12 protein-coding genes are annotated in these 16,875 nt (G+C 55.5%); 4 read left to right on the forward strand and 8 right to left on the reverse strand.

Annotation, left to right across the window (positions count from 1 at the left end; genetic code table 11):
• Positions 1 to 186: 186 nt before the first annotated feature.
• Positions 187 to 1,341 carry a 2OG-Fe(II) oxygenase gene (locus tag FF098_RS16505; protein WP_155142647.1) on the reverse strand — a complete coding sequence of 385 codons (1,155 nt, stop codon included), beginning with the start codon at positions 1,339 to 1,341 and terminating at the stop codon, positions 187 to 189.
• A 205-nt stretch (positions 1,342 to 1,546) separates the two neighbouring features.
• Here FF098_RS16505 and FF098_RS16510 point away from each other — a divergent pair, with 205 nt between their 5' ends.
• Positions 1,547 to 2,983 carry a glycosyltransferase family 4 protein gene (locus tag FF098_RS16510; RefSeq protein WP_155142649.1) on the forward strand — a complete coding sequence of 479 codons (1,437 nt, stop codon included), beginning with the start codon at positions 1,547 to 1,549 and terminating at the stop codon, positions 2,981 to 2,983.
• Here FF098_RS16510 and FF098_RS16515 read toward each other — a convergent pair.
• The 5 genes from FF098_RS16515 to FF098_RS16535 all read right to left on the reverse strand — a co-directional run bounded on the left by FF098_RS16515 (position 2,975) and on the right by FF098_RS16535 (position 7,848).
• Entirely contained in the window at positions 2,975 to 4,243 is a 1,269-nt protein-coding gene (locus FF098_RS16515) for a glycosyltransferase family 4 protein (protein ID WP_166426604.1), read from the reverse strand. The genes FF098_RS16510 and FF098_RS16515 overlap by 9 nt on opposite strands.
• Positions 4,236 to 4,964 carry an ABC transporter ATP-binding protein gene (locus FF098_RS16520; protein ID WP_155142652.1) on the reverse strand — a complete coding sequence of 243 codons (729 nt, stop codon included), beginning with the start codon at positions 4,962 to 4,964 and terminating at the stop codon, positions 4,236 to 4,238. The genes FF098_RS16515 and FF098_RS16520 overlap by 8 nt, the downstream gene beginning before the upstream one ends.
• A gap of 3 nt (positions 4,965 to 4,967) precedes the next feature.
• On the reverse strand, positions 4,968 to 5,771 hold the full coding sequence (locus FF098_RS16525; protein ID WP_155142654.1) for an ABC transporter permease: 804 nt from the start codon (positions 5,769 to 5,771) through the stop codon (positions 4,968 to 4,970).
• 94 nt (positions 5,772 to 5,865) lie between these two features.
• Positions 5,866 to 6,948, reverse strand: a complete 1,083-nt coding sequence (locus tag FF098_RS16530; protein WP_155142656.1) for a hypothetical protein — start codon at positions 6,946 to 6,948, stop codon at positions 5,866 to 5,868.
• A 60-nt stretch (positions 6,949 to 7,008) separates the two neighbouring features.
• A complete protein-coding gene (locus tag FF098_RS16535; RefSeq protein ID WP_155142658.1) occupies positions 7,009 to 7,848 on the reverse strand; it encodes a WcbI family polysaccharide biosynthesis putative acetyltransferase in 840 nt (279 codons plus the stop codon).
• A 125-nt stretch (positions 7,849 to 7,973) separates the two neighbouring features.
• Between FF098_RS16535 and FF098_RS16540 the strand changes: the two genes are divergently transcribed.
• Positions 7,974 to 9,635 carry an AMP-binding protein gene (locus tag FF098_RS16540; RefSeq protein WP_155142660.1) on the forward strand — a complete coding sequence of 554 codons (1,662 nt, stop codon included), beginning with the start codon at positions 7,974 to 7,976 and terminating at the stop codon, positions 9,633 to 9,635.
• Positions 9,632 to 9,874, forward strand: coding sequence for an acyl carrier protein (locus FF098_RS16545; RefSeq protein WP_155142662.1), 243 nt, complete (start codon positions 9,632 to 9,634; stop codon positions 9,872 to 9,874). The genes FF098_RS16540 and FF098_RS16545 overlap by 4 nt, the downstream gene beginning before the upstream one ends.
• 66 nt (positions 9,875 to 9,940) lie before the next feature.
• Here the strand turns inward: FF098_RS16545 and FF098_RS16550 are convergent, their stop codons facing one another.
• Together FF098_RS16550 and FF098_RS16555 are read right to left on the reverse strand one after the other, a co-directional pair.
• Positions 9,941 to 10,987, reverse strand: a complete 1,047-nt coding sequence (locus FF098_RS16550; protein WP_155142663.1) for a glycosyltransferase family 4 protein — start codon at positions 10,985 to 10,987, stop codon at positions 9,941 to 9,943.
• A gap of 5 nt (positions 10,988 to 10,992) precedes the next feature.
• Complete coding sequence (locus FF098_RS16555) at positions 10,993 to 15,960, reverse strand: glycosyltransferase (RefSeq protein ID WP_155142665.1); 4,968 nt, start codon at positions 15,958 to 15,960, stop codon at positions 10,993 to 10,995.
• 351 nt (positions 15,961 to 16,311) lie between these two features.
• On the opposite strand from FF098_RS16555, the gene rfbC reads away from it, so the two are divergent.
• Positions 16,312 to 16,875, forward strand: coding sequence for a dTDP-4-dehydrorhamnose 3,5-epimerase (gene rfbC / locus FF098_RS16560; protein ID WP_188544160.1), 564 nt, complete (start codon positions 16,312 to 16,314; stop codon positions 16,873 to 16,875).

Genomic DNA, 16,875 nt, shown 5'->3' on the forward strand with positions numbered 1-16,875 from the left:
GAGACCGCAGCCGATGCCTTTGCCAAGCTGAGTGTCGTACAGGATGGTTCGGACACAGTCGTGTCCATCACCGGCGATACCTACAACTCGATCACCCTGATCGGCGTCGATACATCGGACATCGATGTGAGCGATTTTAACTTCGGATAGGGGGTAAACAGGCTGAGGCTTGCCTGTCTGGCAGCCTCAGCGGCCCTGATATTTCCCGACACCCTCACCTAGGAATGAATTATTCTGCTCACGGATCTTTGCGGCAGCATCATCGTAAAGAAATGGCAGGAAGGCATAGCGTTTGCCCCGGGTTACGGGACGAACGCAGTGCAGTAATGAACATGAGAACACGACCGCCCCGCCGGCGGGCATCTTGAATCCGCGCTGACCGTATTCAGGAAAAACAACTTCGCCGCCCTCGAAGTCATCATTCAGGTTGACCGAAACGGCGAAACGGCGATGAGCCGTTCCCTTGGTCGTATTGTCCCTGTGCGGACGGAAATGACCTTGCTCCTCGGCGGAGTAACACGACACTATGTAGCGTTCCATTCGCTGGACATTGAACTGGTGGATTTTCGCAATCTCGGGAACGACCCGCCGCCGGAAAAGGCTTTGTGAGTGACGGATTATCTCGTTCTCCTGAATGAGATAGTCGCGCCGGCGCTTGTGGCTGTGATCATGCATTGTCACCGTCTTGCCGTCTCGTTCGCGCATGAAGCCGGACTCGGTGCCACCGTTCTTTTCGTATAGACCTATCAACTCATTGCAAAATGCCCTGTCGAAAACATTCGGCAGGACAATGACAGGCGCCTGCAATGGTGTCCCGGCAAATTCTGCAGCAGGCGGCAACCCATCCAGATAGGTTACAAGATCGGATATATCGCTCCGGTCCTGTCGAAACGGGATCACGTTCATAATCCTCAGGGTCGGGTCGAGTACGAACCAGCGTCGCCGCGCAGGCAGGTTCGTGATGTTGGTGCCGGTGGTTTCCTGCGCAGGCAGGACGCCATAGGACCGCGAGACACTGCCATCATAATCCAGCACAAACCGATAGCCGGGATAAAACTCGGCTATACGCTTCTGGCCCTCGTCATCCGGGTCTGTCGAAACGCCGAAAAATATCGCTTTCGTCTCGTCGAACAGATCCTTGCGATCCATGACCGCCTTGATCGCGGACCTGGAATGTTCGTCAGCGGCGCTTGAAAAAAAGGACAGAACGATATATCGGCCACCAGCCGTGTGAAAGGCGAACCGGTCATTGGCAAAGGTGCGTTGATAAAACCAGGGCGCAGGATCGCCAGCATCCAGTCTCACATACCTGGCCGTGTCTTGTTTGATGTCTTTCGTCATTCGCTTTCGCCTGGCGCAGATTGGTACAGATACACCAAACTTTATCACTACAGAAACCGTCATCTAAGGCAAGGGAGCAGCAGTCCGGGCAGTACCGTCATGCGTGCGCCATTCTCATTTACACAAGCATTTCAGTTGGCTAGGGTCACGACACCCTGACCATGCGGCGAGCTGCCCGAGCTGACTTAATAAAGAATATCAATAAATGACATCTCAAGACATCGACGCAGTGATCGACAGCCATCGTAATGGTATCATGGTTGTGACCGACCGGTACCCGCCCAATTCGCATGGTGGCGCGGAACTTAGTCTGCACATTACATTATCGCGGTCTGAGTACCGCGAAAAATGCCTCGTGGTGACTTTCAACGATACGATCGATGCCCCGTCGACCTATGAGCTGGATGGTGTCAGCGTCATTGAATTCCCCGCGCCAACATTGTGGCCATACCACGCCCAATCGATGAAGCGGTTTGCCGACAATCAGTCCGCCCGCAGGCCAATGCGTGCTGCAAGAAAGGCGCTATGGTTATTGGGCTATCTGTTTCAGGGGGAGGTTTGGCGCATCCCGTTGCGTTTGCGGATGATTCATCTGAACTACATGGTGGGTGTACAGGGGGGGGTGCCTGCGGACTTCGACCAGGTCGACCATTCACTGCGGCGTCGTTATCTTGCCGATGTAGTCAAACGGATGCAGCCTGCTACTATCCATGCAGATAATTACCGCTCGATCCTTGCTGTTGCGAGTTTGCGGCAAAAAGCCAATGCGCGGATGATTGGCCTTGTGCGGGACAATCGCTTTGCCTGCATGAACCACAATCAATCCATGATGATCAACGGGAAATTGTGCGGCGTGTGCAACTTCGAGTGCTATGAGCACAGAAAAAAGCATAGCGGCTTCATAAAATCACTTTTCGAGCGTACACGCAGACACCGGCAACACGCATTGCATCAAATGGATACCGTGGTGGTTACCAGTAAATTCCTGCATGATCAGATTGCCGGGATTTTCAATAGTGCACGCATCGTCTACTTGCCAAATCCTGCCGACGATATGGACAGTATTATCGCGAGTTATCGCGGTGTTGCGGAATTACCCGGGTTCAACATTCTGGTCGTCGGTATGCTGAACGAGAACAAGGGGCAGGCTGACCTCGTCAAGAAAATCGACGAGCTTGTTGCGCGGGTGCCTGATGCAAAGATTTATTTTGCCGGGCGTGGCGAGCGGATCGAGGCGCGGATTAACGAGATAGCAGCAGAAAAAGGGCTTGCTGATCGTGTTGAGGTGCTGGGCTACCTATCTCGGCAAGACCTGTATCGCTGGATGAGGCGGTGCCAGGTGGTGGCATTGCCAACCATGTGGCCGGAGCCTTTCGGGCGGGTTCCACTGGAAGCCGGCATGGCATGCCGACCCGTTGTGGCGTTCAAGGTCGGTGGCCTGATTGAGACTATACGCCACGAAAAAACGGGCTTGCTCGTGCCGCATAAGCAAATGAGCGATTTCATCGAAGCGCTTGGTACCCTTGCTGACGATCCGGGAAAAATGCGGCGAATGGGTTATGCCGCTTTTGACCACATAGGCCAGAACTTTCAGGCTTCCGCGCGGGCGAAAGAATTGATCAAGGTCTGGAAATCACGATGACGGCTGATCTGTGCCTGTCTCGTCGCTGGCTGGGGTAAAGCCCATCCAGCGCTCCAGCATGACCTGCGCGATAGTTTCCCAGTTGAAGCGCGATTTTAGTTGAGACCTCGCGCCCTGAAGGATGCTGGTCGCGTCCTGTGTGCCGAGAATGCCTGAAAGGCGTGCCGCCGCTTGCGCTGGCGGGAGGGAAGGGTCGACCAGGATACCTGTCTCGGCATCGCGCACAACATCGCCCATACCGCCGGTGCCGGAGGAAACGGGAATACACCCTGCCGCCGCTGCTTCAAGCAGGACAATTCCGAAGCCTTCTACCTGGCCGAACGTATCGTTGGGTTCGGACAACAGCGCTAGAAAGTCGCTCGCCACCAAGGTTTGCCACTTCTCGGCCTCGCTGACATAGCCTTTGAGGAAGACACGATCCTCAAGGCCTAGCTCCGTAACCTGCGCCTGCAGGGCGGTACGGCAGGGGCCGTCGCCCAGAATTATAGCCTGCAGGTTTGGGTCGGCATGGCAAATATCTATCAGTCTGTTGACTTTCTTGTTGTCGACCAGGCGACCGACATAGGTAATGGTGGGGCGATCGGGATAGCCAAGTTTTTCGCGCATGTGGGCGGGGTTTCGGCTGCCTTCAAAATCTTCGGGAAGGTGGCTGATATGGTCCGTATCCAGACCGCAGCCGGAAACATGGACCTGCTTTCCCGTTCCAAAACGGTCCAGTACCGCTGCAGTATGGGTGGAGTTGGCGATCAGTTCATCTGCCTCGCTCACGACATAAAAGGCGCGATGATCAAGGCGATGAACCATCCGGTTATCGACAATTTCTCTCAGGTCTGAGGGTATGCCATCGACCATCTGGCTGCGGATTTCGAAGCCGTGAAAAAGCGCAGATACAGGGATATTCATTTCATGGGCGATGTCGATCGCCATGACGCCGTAATGAAACGGATGCGCCAGCAACACACGGTCTATGTTATAATGCGTGTACAGCTCTTTCAATTCCCGCCCGATACGCTGGTCTTCTGCCTCAAATTCCTCACGATCCTTCGGCTTTAGGACAGAAAAATAGTCATCCTGAAGATGATAGAGCCTTTTGAAATCAGATGGTACAAATGTGCCACGCGGCCCCAGGAATACGACGTTATGACCTGCCGCCGCATAGGCATTAGCCAGGTGGTGTGCCATCGCAGAGACGCCGCCTACTTTTGGCATGGCGTCGACACTGATAACGGCGATATTGAGCTGCCGTTTTACCTCAGCCATTACTGTCATCCAGCATTTGGTCGGGTTGTGGCACTTCGCTGGATACTTTCATCGAAGCTTTATACTGGGCCCATACTTCTTCAACATTACCCAGGGCTTTCATTCGCCCACGGTCAATCCATAGCCCGAGATTGCAGTTTTCCATGGACAGGCGCTCGTTATGGGTGGCGAGAACCAGTATGCCGGAGCTGCTGGACATCTCGGTCATGCGTTCTGCACTTTTTGCCCGGAACTCAGCATCGCCTACGCCAAGCCACTCATCCATGAGGAGTATGTCGGGCCTGAAGGCTGTGGCTGCGGAGAAGGTTACCCTCATCGCCATACCCTGCGAATAGGTTTCCATGGGGCGCTCTATATAGCGGCCAATATCCGCATAGGCCTCCATCTCGGGCAGTTTCGCCTTCACCTCTTCGTACTTCTCACCCTGCATGAGTGTACGAATGATCATGTTCGTCCGGCCGCTTGATTCACGCCGATGACCAACACTGAGATTGAAGAGGGCGCTGACCTTGCCGTCGACTTTGATGTCACCTGTTGTGGGCAGATAGACGCCTGAGAGCAGTCTCAGCAGTGTCGACTTGCCGGCGCCATTGCGTCCGATCAGGGCGAGGCGGTCTCCCTGATTGAGGGTGAAGCTGAGTTCCCGCAGGATATACTCGTCCTTGCCAAACAGGCTGTTCGACAGGGCAAGGCTTACGTTATCGAGTTCAATTTTCGCCATTGCTTATAATCTCGCTGCAAGTCTTCTGTATTCCAGACTGTATAGCCCGAGAGAGCTGATGATCGAAATGGCAAGCAGTCCAAGATACACGTACCAGTTCACCGCAGTTGGCATGCTGCCAAGCAATGGTTCCCTGATGATGGCCAGCAAATGGGTGAACGGATTGTATTGGGCAAAAGCTCGTGCCCCGGCACTGACGGCACTCGGTATCCACAGGATGGGTGTCAGGAAGAACATAATCCGCATGAATACATTGACCAGTTGAACCACATCCCTGATCCGGACCGACAAAACGGCCAGAAAAAGCTGTACCCAGAACATCAGGAAAATGAGAAGCAGAAAGGACAGGAACGAGACGGCGACATAGGGCAATGGAACCGGGCGGACGGTGTAGACGATGATGAGAGCTACGATCAGCGTGACCAGGTAGGAGACGATATTGCGCAGCATGCCCTGATAGAGGAACAGGGAATAGGGTGCCGGAATCCCCAGTATCCAGGACTTCGCAGCGAGGAAAGTCGTGCAGCCCTCGCTGAAGACCTGCACGATGAACATCCACACAAGAAAACCGGCACAGAGATAAACCGAGTAATATTGCAGGTCTCGGCTCATCGCGAAGGAGAATATGAAAATCTTGACCCCGACAAAAGCGGCGAAGGAAATCGCAACCCAGAGAGGGCCAATTAGGGTGCGGTGATACCGTACCCGGTAATCTTCGATAGCCAGCAGTGCCCATGTGCGCCATGCTCGCATGCCGGCGGCAAGGTCGGTGAAACCGTTCAGGTCACGCGGCGCGGTGCTGGTCATCTATCATGGTCTCCTGCTGTGACGATACTGGTCCTGCCAGACAATGGCACCCAAGTCAGCATCCTTATCGTGTTCCGTGGAAATATAACACCGTCTACTCTGCCGCAACACGGTCGTGTTCGGCGAGGTAGTTACGGATAAGGGTATGCTGGGGAAGGTTTTCCTGCATGAGGTCGAGTGCCTGTTCGTGCTCGCTCATCGCGCCGGCCAGTTTGGCGTAACGCGCATAGCCGATGAGATATTCGTGTGCTTTCGGACAGATGGCAGCTGCCATCCTGGCGGCATTGAGGGCATGATCCTTGCGCCCCATGATCCGGAAGCCATGCGCCGACTCCAGGTGCCAGCCAGCGTTGTCCCAGTCATCATGGCTGGACAGGAGCGTGCCGAGGCTCTGTCTGTCCTGGCGGGAGCAGGCAAGCGCCAGTGAGTAGAAATCCCTGTAGCATTGTCTGTCAGCGGCGGTGACAGGCAAGGCAAGGCCGCTGCTGACCATGCTGTCCATGGCTTCGAATGGCTTGGTCAGGAGGTGATGATATTGCCGGCGGGCGGTGAAGAACTCGGTCACGCCATGGTGATAGGGGCAGACGAGAATTTCGCCGAACCTGCCATCATAGGTGCGCTCATCCGCCAGAAACAGGGAATCGACGGCATCGTAGGCGCCGAAGACCGTAACACCCTGACCGGTATAGTCCCGTTGTTCCAGCAGGTCGTACAATGATTTAAAGTTGCGATCCGTCCGCACATTATTGCGCACGCTGCGGCTGTGTGGATGGTCCAGCTCAAGTTCCGGGCTGGTAGCGATGAACGTGCCCTCGCCGAGCCAGCCCCGGGCGGCCAAGCAAGCATATGCTCCCATCGAGTGACCCACCAGCTTGATTTCGCTGGCGCTAGTTTCGGAGACGAGATCGGACAGCCAGCTGAGGACACCGGTCAGGTCACTGGCGATACCCGGAACCCCTTCCTGATACCAGCTATTGCCAGGACAGTTCAGGAATACCTTGTTCCCACCCAGATGGCGCGCGACGTTACTCTGCGCTGCCTTTCCCGCGGGGACATCCACATGGGCAAAGAATATCCAGAGCGTATTGGCGATGCATTGAACGCCAGCATATTCACCCTGGAAACTTTCCCTGTTTTGCAGCGCGTTTCTTACTGCCCAATCGCTTGCTTCACTCATATTTCAATCCGTAACCGCGCATTCGGACCGCAATAAAGGCATCCTACGGGGAAGGAAAGGCTATTCCCAGTTGATATATCGCCTGAGATACTCGTCCGCGGTAATCTTTTCAGTCTTCCTGAAAAGATAGGTATCGTCCTTGTCCCACCACTCCAGGCCCAGCTTATCTGCAACGATCGGCTGTATCGGTACCTGGTCACCTGACAGATATTCGTTGTTTCCCAGTTTTTTCAGAAACTCGTCATAGTAAGGCGCATAAACGCTTTCGTCCTTGAACGTATCCATAAGTAGACGTTTAGCCATCTGGCGAAAGACGTGCCGAGTCGGATGATTTGGAGACCAGAACAAACGAACCTTTGGAACATAATTTACAATCCATTTGCCGATATGGACATCGCAATGACGCTCTCGCGCGACATAGCGCTGAAGCTCCATTTTCTGCATACGGTCAAATGACCCGACAACTTTTTCCAGTTCTTCCTGGTAGGAGTCGAGAATTTCTTCCCTGGTGCAGCCCTTATTCATGAGCTTAACGACAATGCGGTCACCGTAGGGGTACCGGCCATACGGAAAGTCAGGCGGTTCCTTCTTGTTGCGAGGATCAAGCGCATAGGTAGGCCACATCATTGAGGTGTCCGCGCTCGGGAAAACGAGCTTGCGGCTTGTGTCAGGGAAGGCCGACAGAAACTCATCCGTTATGTTCTGGGTGTATTGAGCCCAGACAATCTCGCAACGCTCGATCTGATCATCGGTCAGTTCAGTGTTCCGCGTAGGGTGGTTGAAGCTGTACTTGAAATGAATATCATACTTGTCAGTCAATGACGGCGTGTCAACGAACTGCTCGAAAATGATTCTAGCCTGGCAATTGCCGAAGATAATCAGTGTAGGTTTCTTACTCATAACTTTTCTGTCTGAATCCGTCGGGGGAGAGCGGAGGGCGGGGATCAGCGAGCCAATTTAAGATTGTCCCGAAGAGCTTAATTCACTAACAACAACCTGTCGTACTTAGTCCAGAGATTCATGCCATGTCCACTATTGTCGAGGCGCTTGCCCATCATGCCGAAAATAACCCGGGCAAGCTATTTATCAACATAAACAAGCCGCAAGGTTCACAATGCCTGAATTTTGGTGATTTTTACAGTAAGTCCCTGAAATTTGCCGGTTTTTTGAAAAGCAAGGGAGTTGGCCGGGGTGACATCGTCCTGATTGTGCATCCCATGGACACGCTACTCCACATAGCCTTTGCTGGTTCTATGATGATTGGTGCAATACCGTCGCTCATGCCAGCAGAAAACGCCAAGCAGGACAAGCAAAAGTTTTACGATAATCACCGCGCACTCTATAGTTTGATTGCCCCTAGCATGATCGTGGCTTCGGCAGAGATCCGCGACCAGTATCGCGAAAATCTTCCGGACTATGGCGACATTACCCATGCTGTGGATCCTGATGATCCTGCCCTAGATGGAGTGGCGCTGACGGAGCCCGAGGCGGTCAGCGGTTCTGATGTCGCCTTCATCCAGCACAGTTCAGGGACAACCGCGAATAAAAAGGGCGTCATGCTCAGCCACGAGAAAGTGCTGGCCCAGGTGGCGATCTACCAGGACGCGCTGGACATGGATGACAACAGCGTGATTGCGACCTGGCTGCCGCTCTATCACGACATGGGACTGATCACGAACTTCATGTTGCCGCTCATTCGCGGCCTGACCGTCCACGCCATGGACAATTTCGAGTGGGTGATGCGCCCGGTAAAGCTGTTCGACATGATCGAGCGGGAAAAGGCCAATTATTGCTGGCTGCCCAACTTCGCGTTCTCGCATCTGGCCCAGCGTGCCCGTGACTGGAAGCATGACCTGTCGAGCATGAAATACTGGGTCAACTGTTCTGAGGTCTGCCGGCCGGAAACACATGCCCAGTTCGTCAAGGCCTTTGCCGACAATGGCGTCACTGAGGAGAGTCTCAAGGTATGCTATGCCATGGCAGAAACTGTCTTTGCCGTCTCCCAGACGCCGCTGAAGACGGCTGCGAGGTCTCTGGATCTCGATCAGGAAGGGCTCGATCGTAGAGAGGTCGTGCCGGCAACCCCGGGCAAGCCGACAGCACGGGTCTTCTCCTGTGGTGTGCCCTTGTCTGGTTATACCGTAACCATCGTCGATGACCGGCGCGAGAATACGCTGCCGGAAGGGCGGATTGGCGAAATCGCCATAAAGGGGCCTTCGACATTCGAGGGATATTACAAGCGCCCGGAGCTGAACGAGAATGCCATTGTCGATGGCGTCTATTTCTCCCGTGACATGGGTTTCATGAAAGACGGCGAACTCTATGTCCTCGGGCGCAAGGATGACATGCTTATTCTCTATGGCCGGAACTTCTTTGCCCAGGAGATAGAGGTTATTCTCAATGACACGGCAGGCATCAAGCCGGGGCGCTGTGGCGCATTTGGTGTCTATAGCGAGCGCATGGGCACGAACGAGCTTTATGCACTGGCGGAACTGACCGATGATGGCGATGCCGAGACGGCGGAGAGAGACGCGCGCGCACGGATCAGCGAGCAGCTGGGCGTGGGGCTGCGGCGATTGTTCGTCGTCGAAAAGGGCGCCCTTCACAAATCAACTAGCGGCAAGCAGAACCGCCATCTCAACAGGCTTATACTCGACAAGTTTCTTCAAGGGGAAAATATCGCATGACCAGAGACGAAATCGCCAACATCGTCAAAACGACGATTGCCGAAGAATTCAGCTACGACAAGGAAAAGATCAGTGAGCAAACCGTCGCCGCGGATGTGCCTGGCTGGGACTCCTTTTCCCATGGCGTTCTGATTATGCAGATCGAGTCCGAGGTGAAGGTCGAGCTGCCCGTCGACAAGATCATGGAAGCTGCCAATGTCGGCGAATTGATCGACCTGATCAATACAGAGCTGAAATAGCGCGATCCAGTATCCGGATATGGCGGGAAGCGTGCCCGCCATTTATTGGCTGTATCCGCGTAAAGGTCAGCCCTTCATCTTGTCGTAGAATGTACCAAGAATGGTGCTGATCCGCTCGGGGCGCAAATACCATGCGCGCTTGCGGTTCAGCTCGTTGATCTCGTCAAATTCATCCGAAGTCAGGGTAACGGCTTCCCGGATTTTTTCCGCGAGGCTGGTGGCGTCGCCCGGCTCGAACAACAGGCGCTGGCAGGTCGGCGGGAACAGCTCCCGCATCTGGCTGATATTGGGGGCGACCACAGGCACACCATAGGTCAGGCCAAGCAGCGCGACGCCTGATGTCAGAAACTTCTCGTAGGGTATGACGATGCAGCGGGCTGAGCGCATCAGGCCGGGCACGTCCGGGTCCTCAACACGTTCTGCATGAATGTCGTAGCCCTCGATGGCGCTGTAGGTCTGCAGCTCCTCGGCGAAAGGGTCGCCCGGTACGGTCTTGCCGTGAATGGCGATCTGCAGGCCTGGTTCCAGTTTCTGCGGCTCCGGTACGGCGCGGAACAGCAGGTCCAGACCCTTGTAACGTCGCAACATGCCAAAGAAGAGGGCCTTCTTCTCGTCTGGCTGGGCATGGGGCTGCACTGTCTGTTCAGTATCCTCATAGGCACCGATATAGGATGGGTGCGGGATGTACACGATCCGTGACCTGTCGATATCGGTCTGGCTGGCGAGTACTTCGATGGCGGCCAGGTTATGGACATGGACATGATCGGCCAGGCCGGCGAGAGCCTTGCGATACCGCAGGAACTGGTCGCGAAATTCGCCTTCATGGGGTTCGATATTGTGCACGGTCCAGATGATCCGGCCACCGAGTTTCCTGAAGTAGGAGAGACGTGCGATCAGATAGTCCGCCACCACCGCCGCTTCTGCGCCGGTGCTGCATTTGCGCAAGGGGTGTTCTTCCCAGTGTATGTGAAGGAGGTTACCCTGCTTGCGCTGCAGGGACAGGATTGCGTCGTCAACTGTGCCGCGCCTGGCCGAGTAACGCCCGCCGAGGGCACGATAGAGCAGGCTGTGATACGGGTTTTCCTGATAGATGGTCTGGTTGATGATCTGCATGGGAATTATTCAGTCTCTTCCTTGACCGGCAGGATAATGCCCGGTGCCTTGAATTTTCGTTCCGACAGCGGGAAGGGCATGTAGGCGGTGGTATTGCCGGTTTCGATCTCGCGGTGCCAGTTTGCCTGATGCAGCTGATATTCCAGTCGCGGTGCACTGAAGCCGGTCCGCGAAATGCCGAATTCCTCGTTGCCGGTCAGCGAGTCGCTGCGGGCGCGGCCAAACAGGAGAGGCCAGCGCAAACGCAGGATCGACGATTCCCCGAAGGTCAGCGAAATCCGCCGGATATATTCCATGTCCGCCTCGATCCTGACGGAATCGAAGAATCCAATGGCCTTCAGAACCAGTTCGCGGCGGAACACCAGGGAGATACAGCATACGTGCGAAATCTGGCCGCCCGCCTTGATCTGGATTTCGCCATTCGTCGTCATGCGTATCCAGTCGGTCGTCAGGCCCATCACGTCAGGTCGCTTCTCCAGAGCGCTGACGCTCTTGCCGATCCGGTCGGGGTGGGACCAGTCGTCGGAATCCTGCAAGGCGATATAGGTGCCGCGCGCCAGCAACAGGCCCATGTTCTTGCTGACATAGGTGCCGCTGTTTTCCGACTTCAGGATTGCCCTTACGCGTGGGTCACGGTCTTCCCAGTCCTGCAGCATTTGCGGTGTGCTGTCAGTCGAGCAATCATCGACAACGATCAGCTCGATATTCCTGTAGTTCTGCTCCATGATCGACCGGATCGCCGTGTCGAGATACTGTTCGGAGTTATAGCTCGTCATGATGACGGAGACGAGCGGCCCCTTGTGCAGCGGCGGGTAGGGATCATCGGGATTGCCGGACTTCTCCGCTGCCTGAGCGATCGTTTCCTCGTCAGGGACTATGAAGTCATCGAAGGTGTTTTCGCTGCCTTCGGCAAAGCGTACCGGCACACACCCCATGGCCCCGAAAAGCGGATCCAGCTTCTCGGCGACCTCATCCTGCTTCAGCTTGTGGGCGATGGCGTAATCGAACAGGCAGAGCTCCTCCATAAAGCTGCCCGGCGGTGCTACCTCATGTGCTTTCTCAATGTGGGGGCGAACCATGTCGAGCGTGCCCGCTTCAAGATGGGCGGCGGCGCATAGCAGGTGCAACTCGGTATCGTCAGGCTGCTGGGCGCTTGTTTCCTCACCCATACGGCGCGCGGCATCATAGTCGCCTGCAAAGAACAGGTTTCTGACGCGCTCGCGGGCGATGGATGCGCGTTCGGGTTTATAGTGCTTCTCCAGAAGCGCCCCTGCCTCTTCGATTCGTTCCATGGCGCGCAGTGCCCGCACATGGTTGACGACGGCCCATTCGCTGATCTGGTCTTCGGGAATGGCCTCGGCCAGTCGGCAGCATTCCTCGTAATCACGCATCTGATAGGTGATGTTGATCAGCTGGACCTGGCTGTCGATGCTGCCCTTGCCGGAGCTGACGACATTGGCGAATATTTCCCTCGCTTCCTGCCTGCGGCCTGCCAGCAGCAGTGTCCGTGCAAGATCTTCATGCACGGAAACATTTCCCGGTCGATTCATGAGCGCTTTCGTCCGGGCCTCCAGCAGTCGCTTCAGGTCGCGGTCGAAACCGTCCTTGCGATGCAGCGGATTGCGGGCGATCACATCGCTTTCGATGCGCAGTTTCGTCTCCAGCAGGCGAAGATTTTTACCATCAAGCTTCAGCACTTTCTCAAACAGATCGAGCGCTACTCGTCTGTCTCCGAACTTTCGTGTCAGCTGTGCCGCCTGGACCAGAGATCCGATATCAGCCCAATTGCGCGCTTCTGCTGCTGCCATGGCATAGGTTATGGCGTTGGCGTGTTGTTTTTGCTCTTCGAACTTCTTGGCGACGGCTCGAGCCAACCTCAGGCGTGCCGCAAGGGAAGGCTCCAGGCAAGCAGCCGGTCCAAGCAGGGCAATCGTGCGTCCGGCCTTCTTCAGTTTGTCAATCACATTGTCCAGCGCGTTGCCATCGCGTTGGTCGGCCTGGACCAGCCATCCCGCAACAGCCTCGTCTGGGGCCTGAAGGATTATGAGGGCGTTCAGAACATCAGTATAGTGATCATCAAGGCTGACCTCATCCGGCACTAAGGTGTCGAGCGAATACCCCGCCGCACCATCCAGGATGGAGTTCACGGCAGATCGGCATAGCTGCCCGCGCGTTGTATCGCTGTTTTCTTCGTGCACGTCGCTCCCGTCCAGTCCGAGACGGTACAAGACAGTGCCAATGTAGGGATAATCCAGGCTGGCGTTGTTGAGTGTGCCAAGCAAGTTTGCCTGTAGCATATCAGGCAGGTTGCCTGCAGCCAGGCATGTGGCAATCACGTCGATCGTTTGCGTGCTGTCGCGCTGGACCACCGATTGCAGGTAACTGCACGCTTCTTCCAAATCGCCAGCATCGCGTAGATGGTCAAAATAGACGAGGGCCAGTACCGGGGACGGTTTCTCTGCAAACGCCAGGCGTAGCATCATCGTCATGGCACGGTTGGCTTCACCATTTTCCAGCAGCCAGAGAATTTTCGGCAGATCCGCATCTTCGTTGCCGGTTTCAAGCCAGCGAACGAGCGTGGCAGATTCACTGTTGTCCTGATCGATGAGGAAATGCGGCGCGGTTAGTCGGGCCGAGCGGGAGTCCTGGCGCCAATTGGAGAATTCCACGACTGTTATCGTTTCAGACGAGGTCGGCTGCAATTGAGGCTCAATGCCGAGAATCGATCCGTTTACGGAGAGCCGGGAATTCTGCGCGACATTGGTGCCCGGCTCGTGCCGGACACAGGCTCGAACACTGCCATTCGGCTGAAACAGCGCAAGAGTTGTAACCGGTAGCGGGACATCACCAAAAACTCGCTGGCAAAGTGTCGCCAAATCTTCGTCGCACACAAGTTGCCCGCACGTCTCTCCACTACCGAGTATAAGCGAGCCGGTCTGCTCCAGGCGGAACATGTCCTCAAAAAAAGCCTGCCAGGTCTCGCATTGGACAAGTGCATCACGCTTCTCGCCCATGATTTTGAACAAATGGGCAAACTCTATCGCACAATCGGTGATCGAAGGGCCGGGCTTGGTAATATGAGGCAAGTGCCCGCCGCCGGCGGCACGCAGAACAATCTTGCGGAACTCTGCAGAGCCGACAAGCTTGCGCACCAGGGCGGCGCCGCCTGCCTGGATTCTCTGTTTAATGTCATCATTCGCATTGATCGTCCGCCCAAGGAAGATCCGGAGAAGGCGGTTGACCGATTCTTGGGTGATCTGTTCACTGAAGACAGGAAGGTTCAGGAAGGAATGCTGAGCCTCGATGAGATCCCTGAATATGTCGAATTTACCAGCATCCGCAGTGTCAGGGATTTCGATGGTGATGCCGTTCGTCATTCCGCCAAGTCGAGAATAAATATCTCTTATCCGTTCCAGCTCGGAAGGGGCGCGTCGGAAGACAGCTTTGGCAAGGTCCCGCGTTGCGGCGGTGCCCGGCAGGCAATCCCAAAAGGTGGCAGTCCATATGCGGTTGGAAAACAGTATGCTGAGTACGTCTTTGCGGTCCGTCGCGGTCTGAAGCTGCGCGGTCATGTCATCTGGCAACGAATACAAGCTTGCCAAGGTCCTGGCCGTGGCAGCAAGGTCAATGCCGTCAGGCATAGCTAGTGGGTGATCTTCCAGCGTTGCCGTTTGCAGTGTGTACCAGAGGCCATCTGAATCACTGATCGCCTTTATAAGACGTTCATAATCGCTAACCGTCTCGCCGGCGCCGTTATCTGGTTGTTCGAAATCGGCGAGTGTACCGGTAAAAGTCTGGCCGGTGAAAATCGTCCAGACTGCAGCGGCTTTCTCGTTATCGAGCTTGAGTGTGGCAAAAGAGAGAAAACCAGGCTGGGCCTGCTCTATCTTGTCCCTCAACTTGGCCAGGACAGGGTCATCTTCGTGCGACTTGTTCAACTCGACAATGAGAACTTTCAACTGCTCGCGCTTTTGACCGGTCTCGCCACCTTGCTGGAAAAGCAGGTCTATGACAGATCGAAGTGGCCGATTGGCAAGGCGTGTGGTCGGCTGCCAGTCCGTACTATCCGTGACTGGTTGACTTTCGTCTGCCTGATCAAGCCTGGCCAGAATGAAACGGGCAAAATCATCGGACTGGAACACGCTGTACAGGGCATCATGCCATGTCGATGGCGTGCTTTGATCCGTACCAGAATTATCTTTCTCAAATGGCAGGATGAACTGGCCATGAAAACTTGAAAGCGCCTCGGATGGGGACGAGCCGGTCCGATTCTCGTGGTGTAGGTCGCCAGACAAGCCGTAAGCAGCTAGCATTTCCACGCACTCGCGGGACGTGAGCAGCTTCTTTACAATGGCTGGCGTGCCCATGCTGGCCAGCACTTGGGCATCGTCATTCTTGTTAAGGGGGCGACCGAGAAACAGAAGGTACAGGTCATCAAGCGTCTTTTTGTCCGGCGTTTGCGTGAAGAACGGCGCAAGCGCAGGTTTCAGGAGATCCTTGTCTTGTTCACCCAGCCTGGAAATGTTTTCCAGTGCCTTGGCGGCGTCGGCATCCGCCGAGCTGAGATTGGCCAAGGCCTTCATGGCCATGCTGTCAGGCCGTAGGAGGCATTGCAGGATCAGGCTTTCCCAACTCGACGCGCTCAGGAGGGCGGAAAGGTCGCTCTCGGGGGTGAAGAAGATCTTGCCTGCCAGCGCCTTTTGTTCCTGAGACGGTTCAGGACCCTGAGCCCTTATGGCCGGGGTGACCAAGGCGTCGATGGTGGCAGGCGGGTTGGATGCAAAGCGTTCGATCAGGAGCGACAGGGTGTAGGTTTCCAGATTGCCCACAATACTTCGGGCCAGATGAGACGCTCTGGGATGACGACCGCTGACCAGCAAGCTCACCAGCACAACTTCTTTTGTACGCGTTTCGCCTACCAAGCCGTGCAAAGAAGATTTTACGAAGCCGCGTAGGGTGTCAGTACTGATCATTCTGGTCACATGCCGTGCCGGATGCCCGGCCAATTTTTATCTGGAAGGACGGCGCGACCCGCGCGGCCGCACCGACGCAGTAAGTTGCATATGGTTACTTATGGTTCAAGAGATTCTTCAATCAATACAATTGCGAAGCCCTTTTTTGCGGCGCAAAAAGTTTCGCCTTGATAATCTGTCCCTTGCTGGTTTAATCAGATCATTCGGGTTCGGAGGGAGAGCATTAATGGCAATCCTGTGCAAGTCATGCATACCGGTGCAATCTGTGCACCCGGGGCCGGATAATTGTATGCGTGGGGAGGCGGCCGACACGGTCGCCATCGGTCCCGCAGTTCAGGCTGGAGGATTGTTGTGTTGATAGAGGATACGCCGCTTGAAGGGGTCAAGGTCATCACGCCGAAGCGTCATGGCGACCATCGCGGGTTCTTCAGCGAAAGCTACAGCCGCAAGGCCCTTGCCGAGGCCGGCATCGATGTCGAATTCGTTCAGGATAATCATTCCCTGTCCCAGGCTGTCGGGACGGTGCGCGGGCTGCATTTTCAGGCGCCGCCGCGTGCCCAGGACAAGCTGGTGCGCTGCGGCCGCGGCGCGCTTTTCGATGTGGCCGTGGATATCAGGACCGGCTCGCCAACCTATGGCCAGTGGTTCGGGGCCGAGCTGAGTTTCGAAAATGGCCGCCAGTTGCTGGTTCCGGCGGGCTTTGCCCATGGTTTCATGACCCTGCAGCCGGATACCGAGATCGTCTACAAATGCTCAGACTATTACGCGCCGGAGACCGAAGGCGATCTGCTGTGGAACGACGCCGACATTGCCATTGAGTGGCCTGATGCCGGTGCCGATCCCGTGCTGTCGCAAAAGGATGCCGTGGCCGCGACATTGAAGGGCTTTGTCAGCCCGTTTTCCTACAGGGGGTAA

Source organism: Aquisalinus luteolus, from assembly GCF_009712425.2.
In the GTDB taxonomy this organism is placed as follows: Bacteria; Pseudomonadota; Alphaproteobacteria; order Caulobacterales; family Parvularculaceae; genus Aquisalinus; species Aquisalinus luteolus.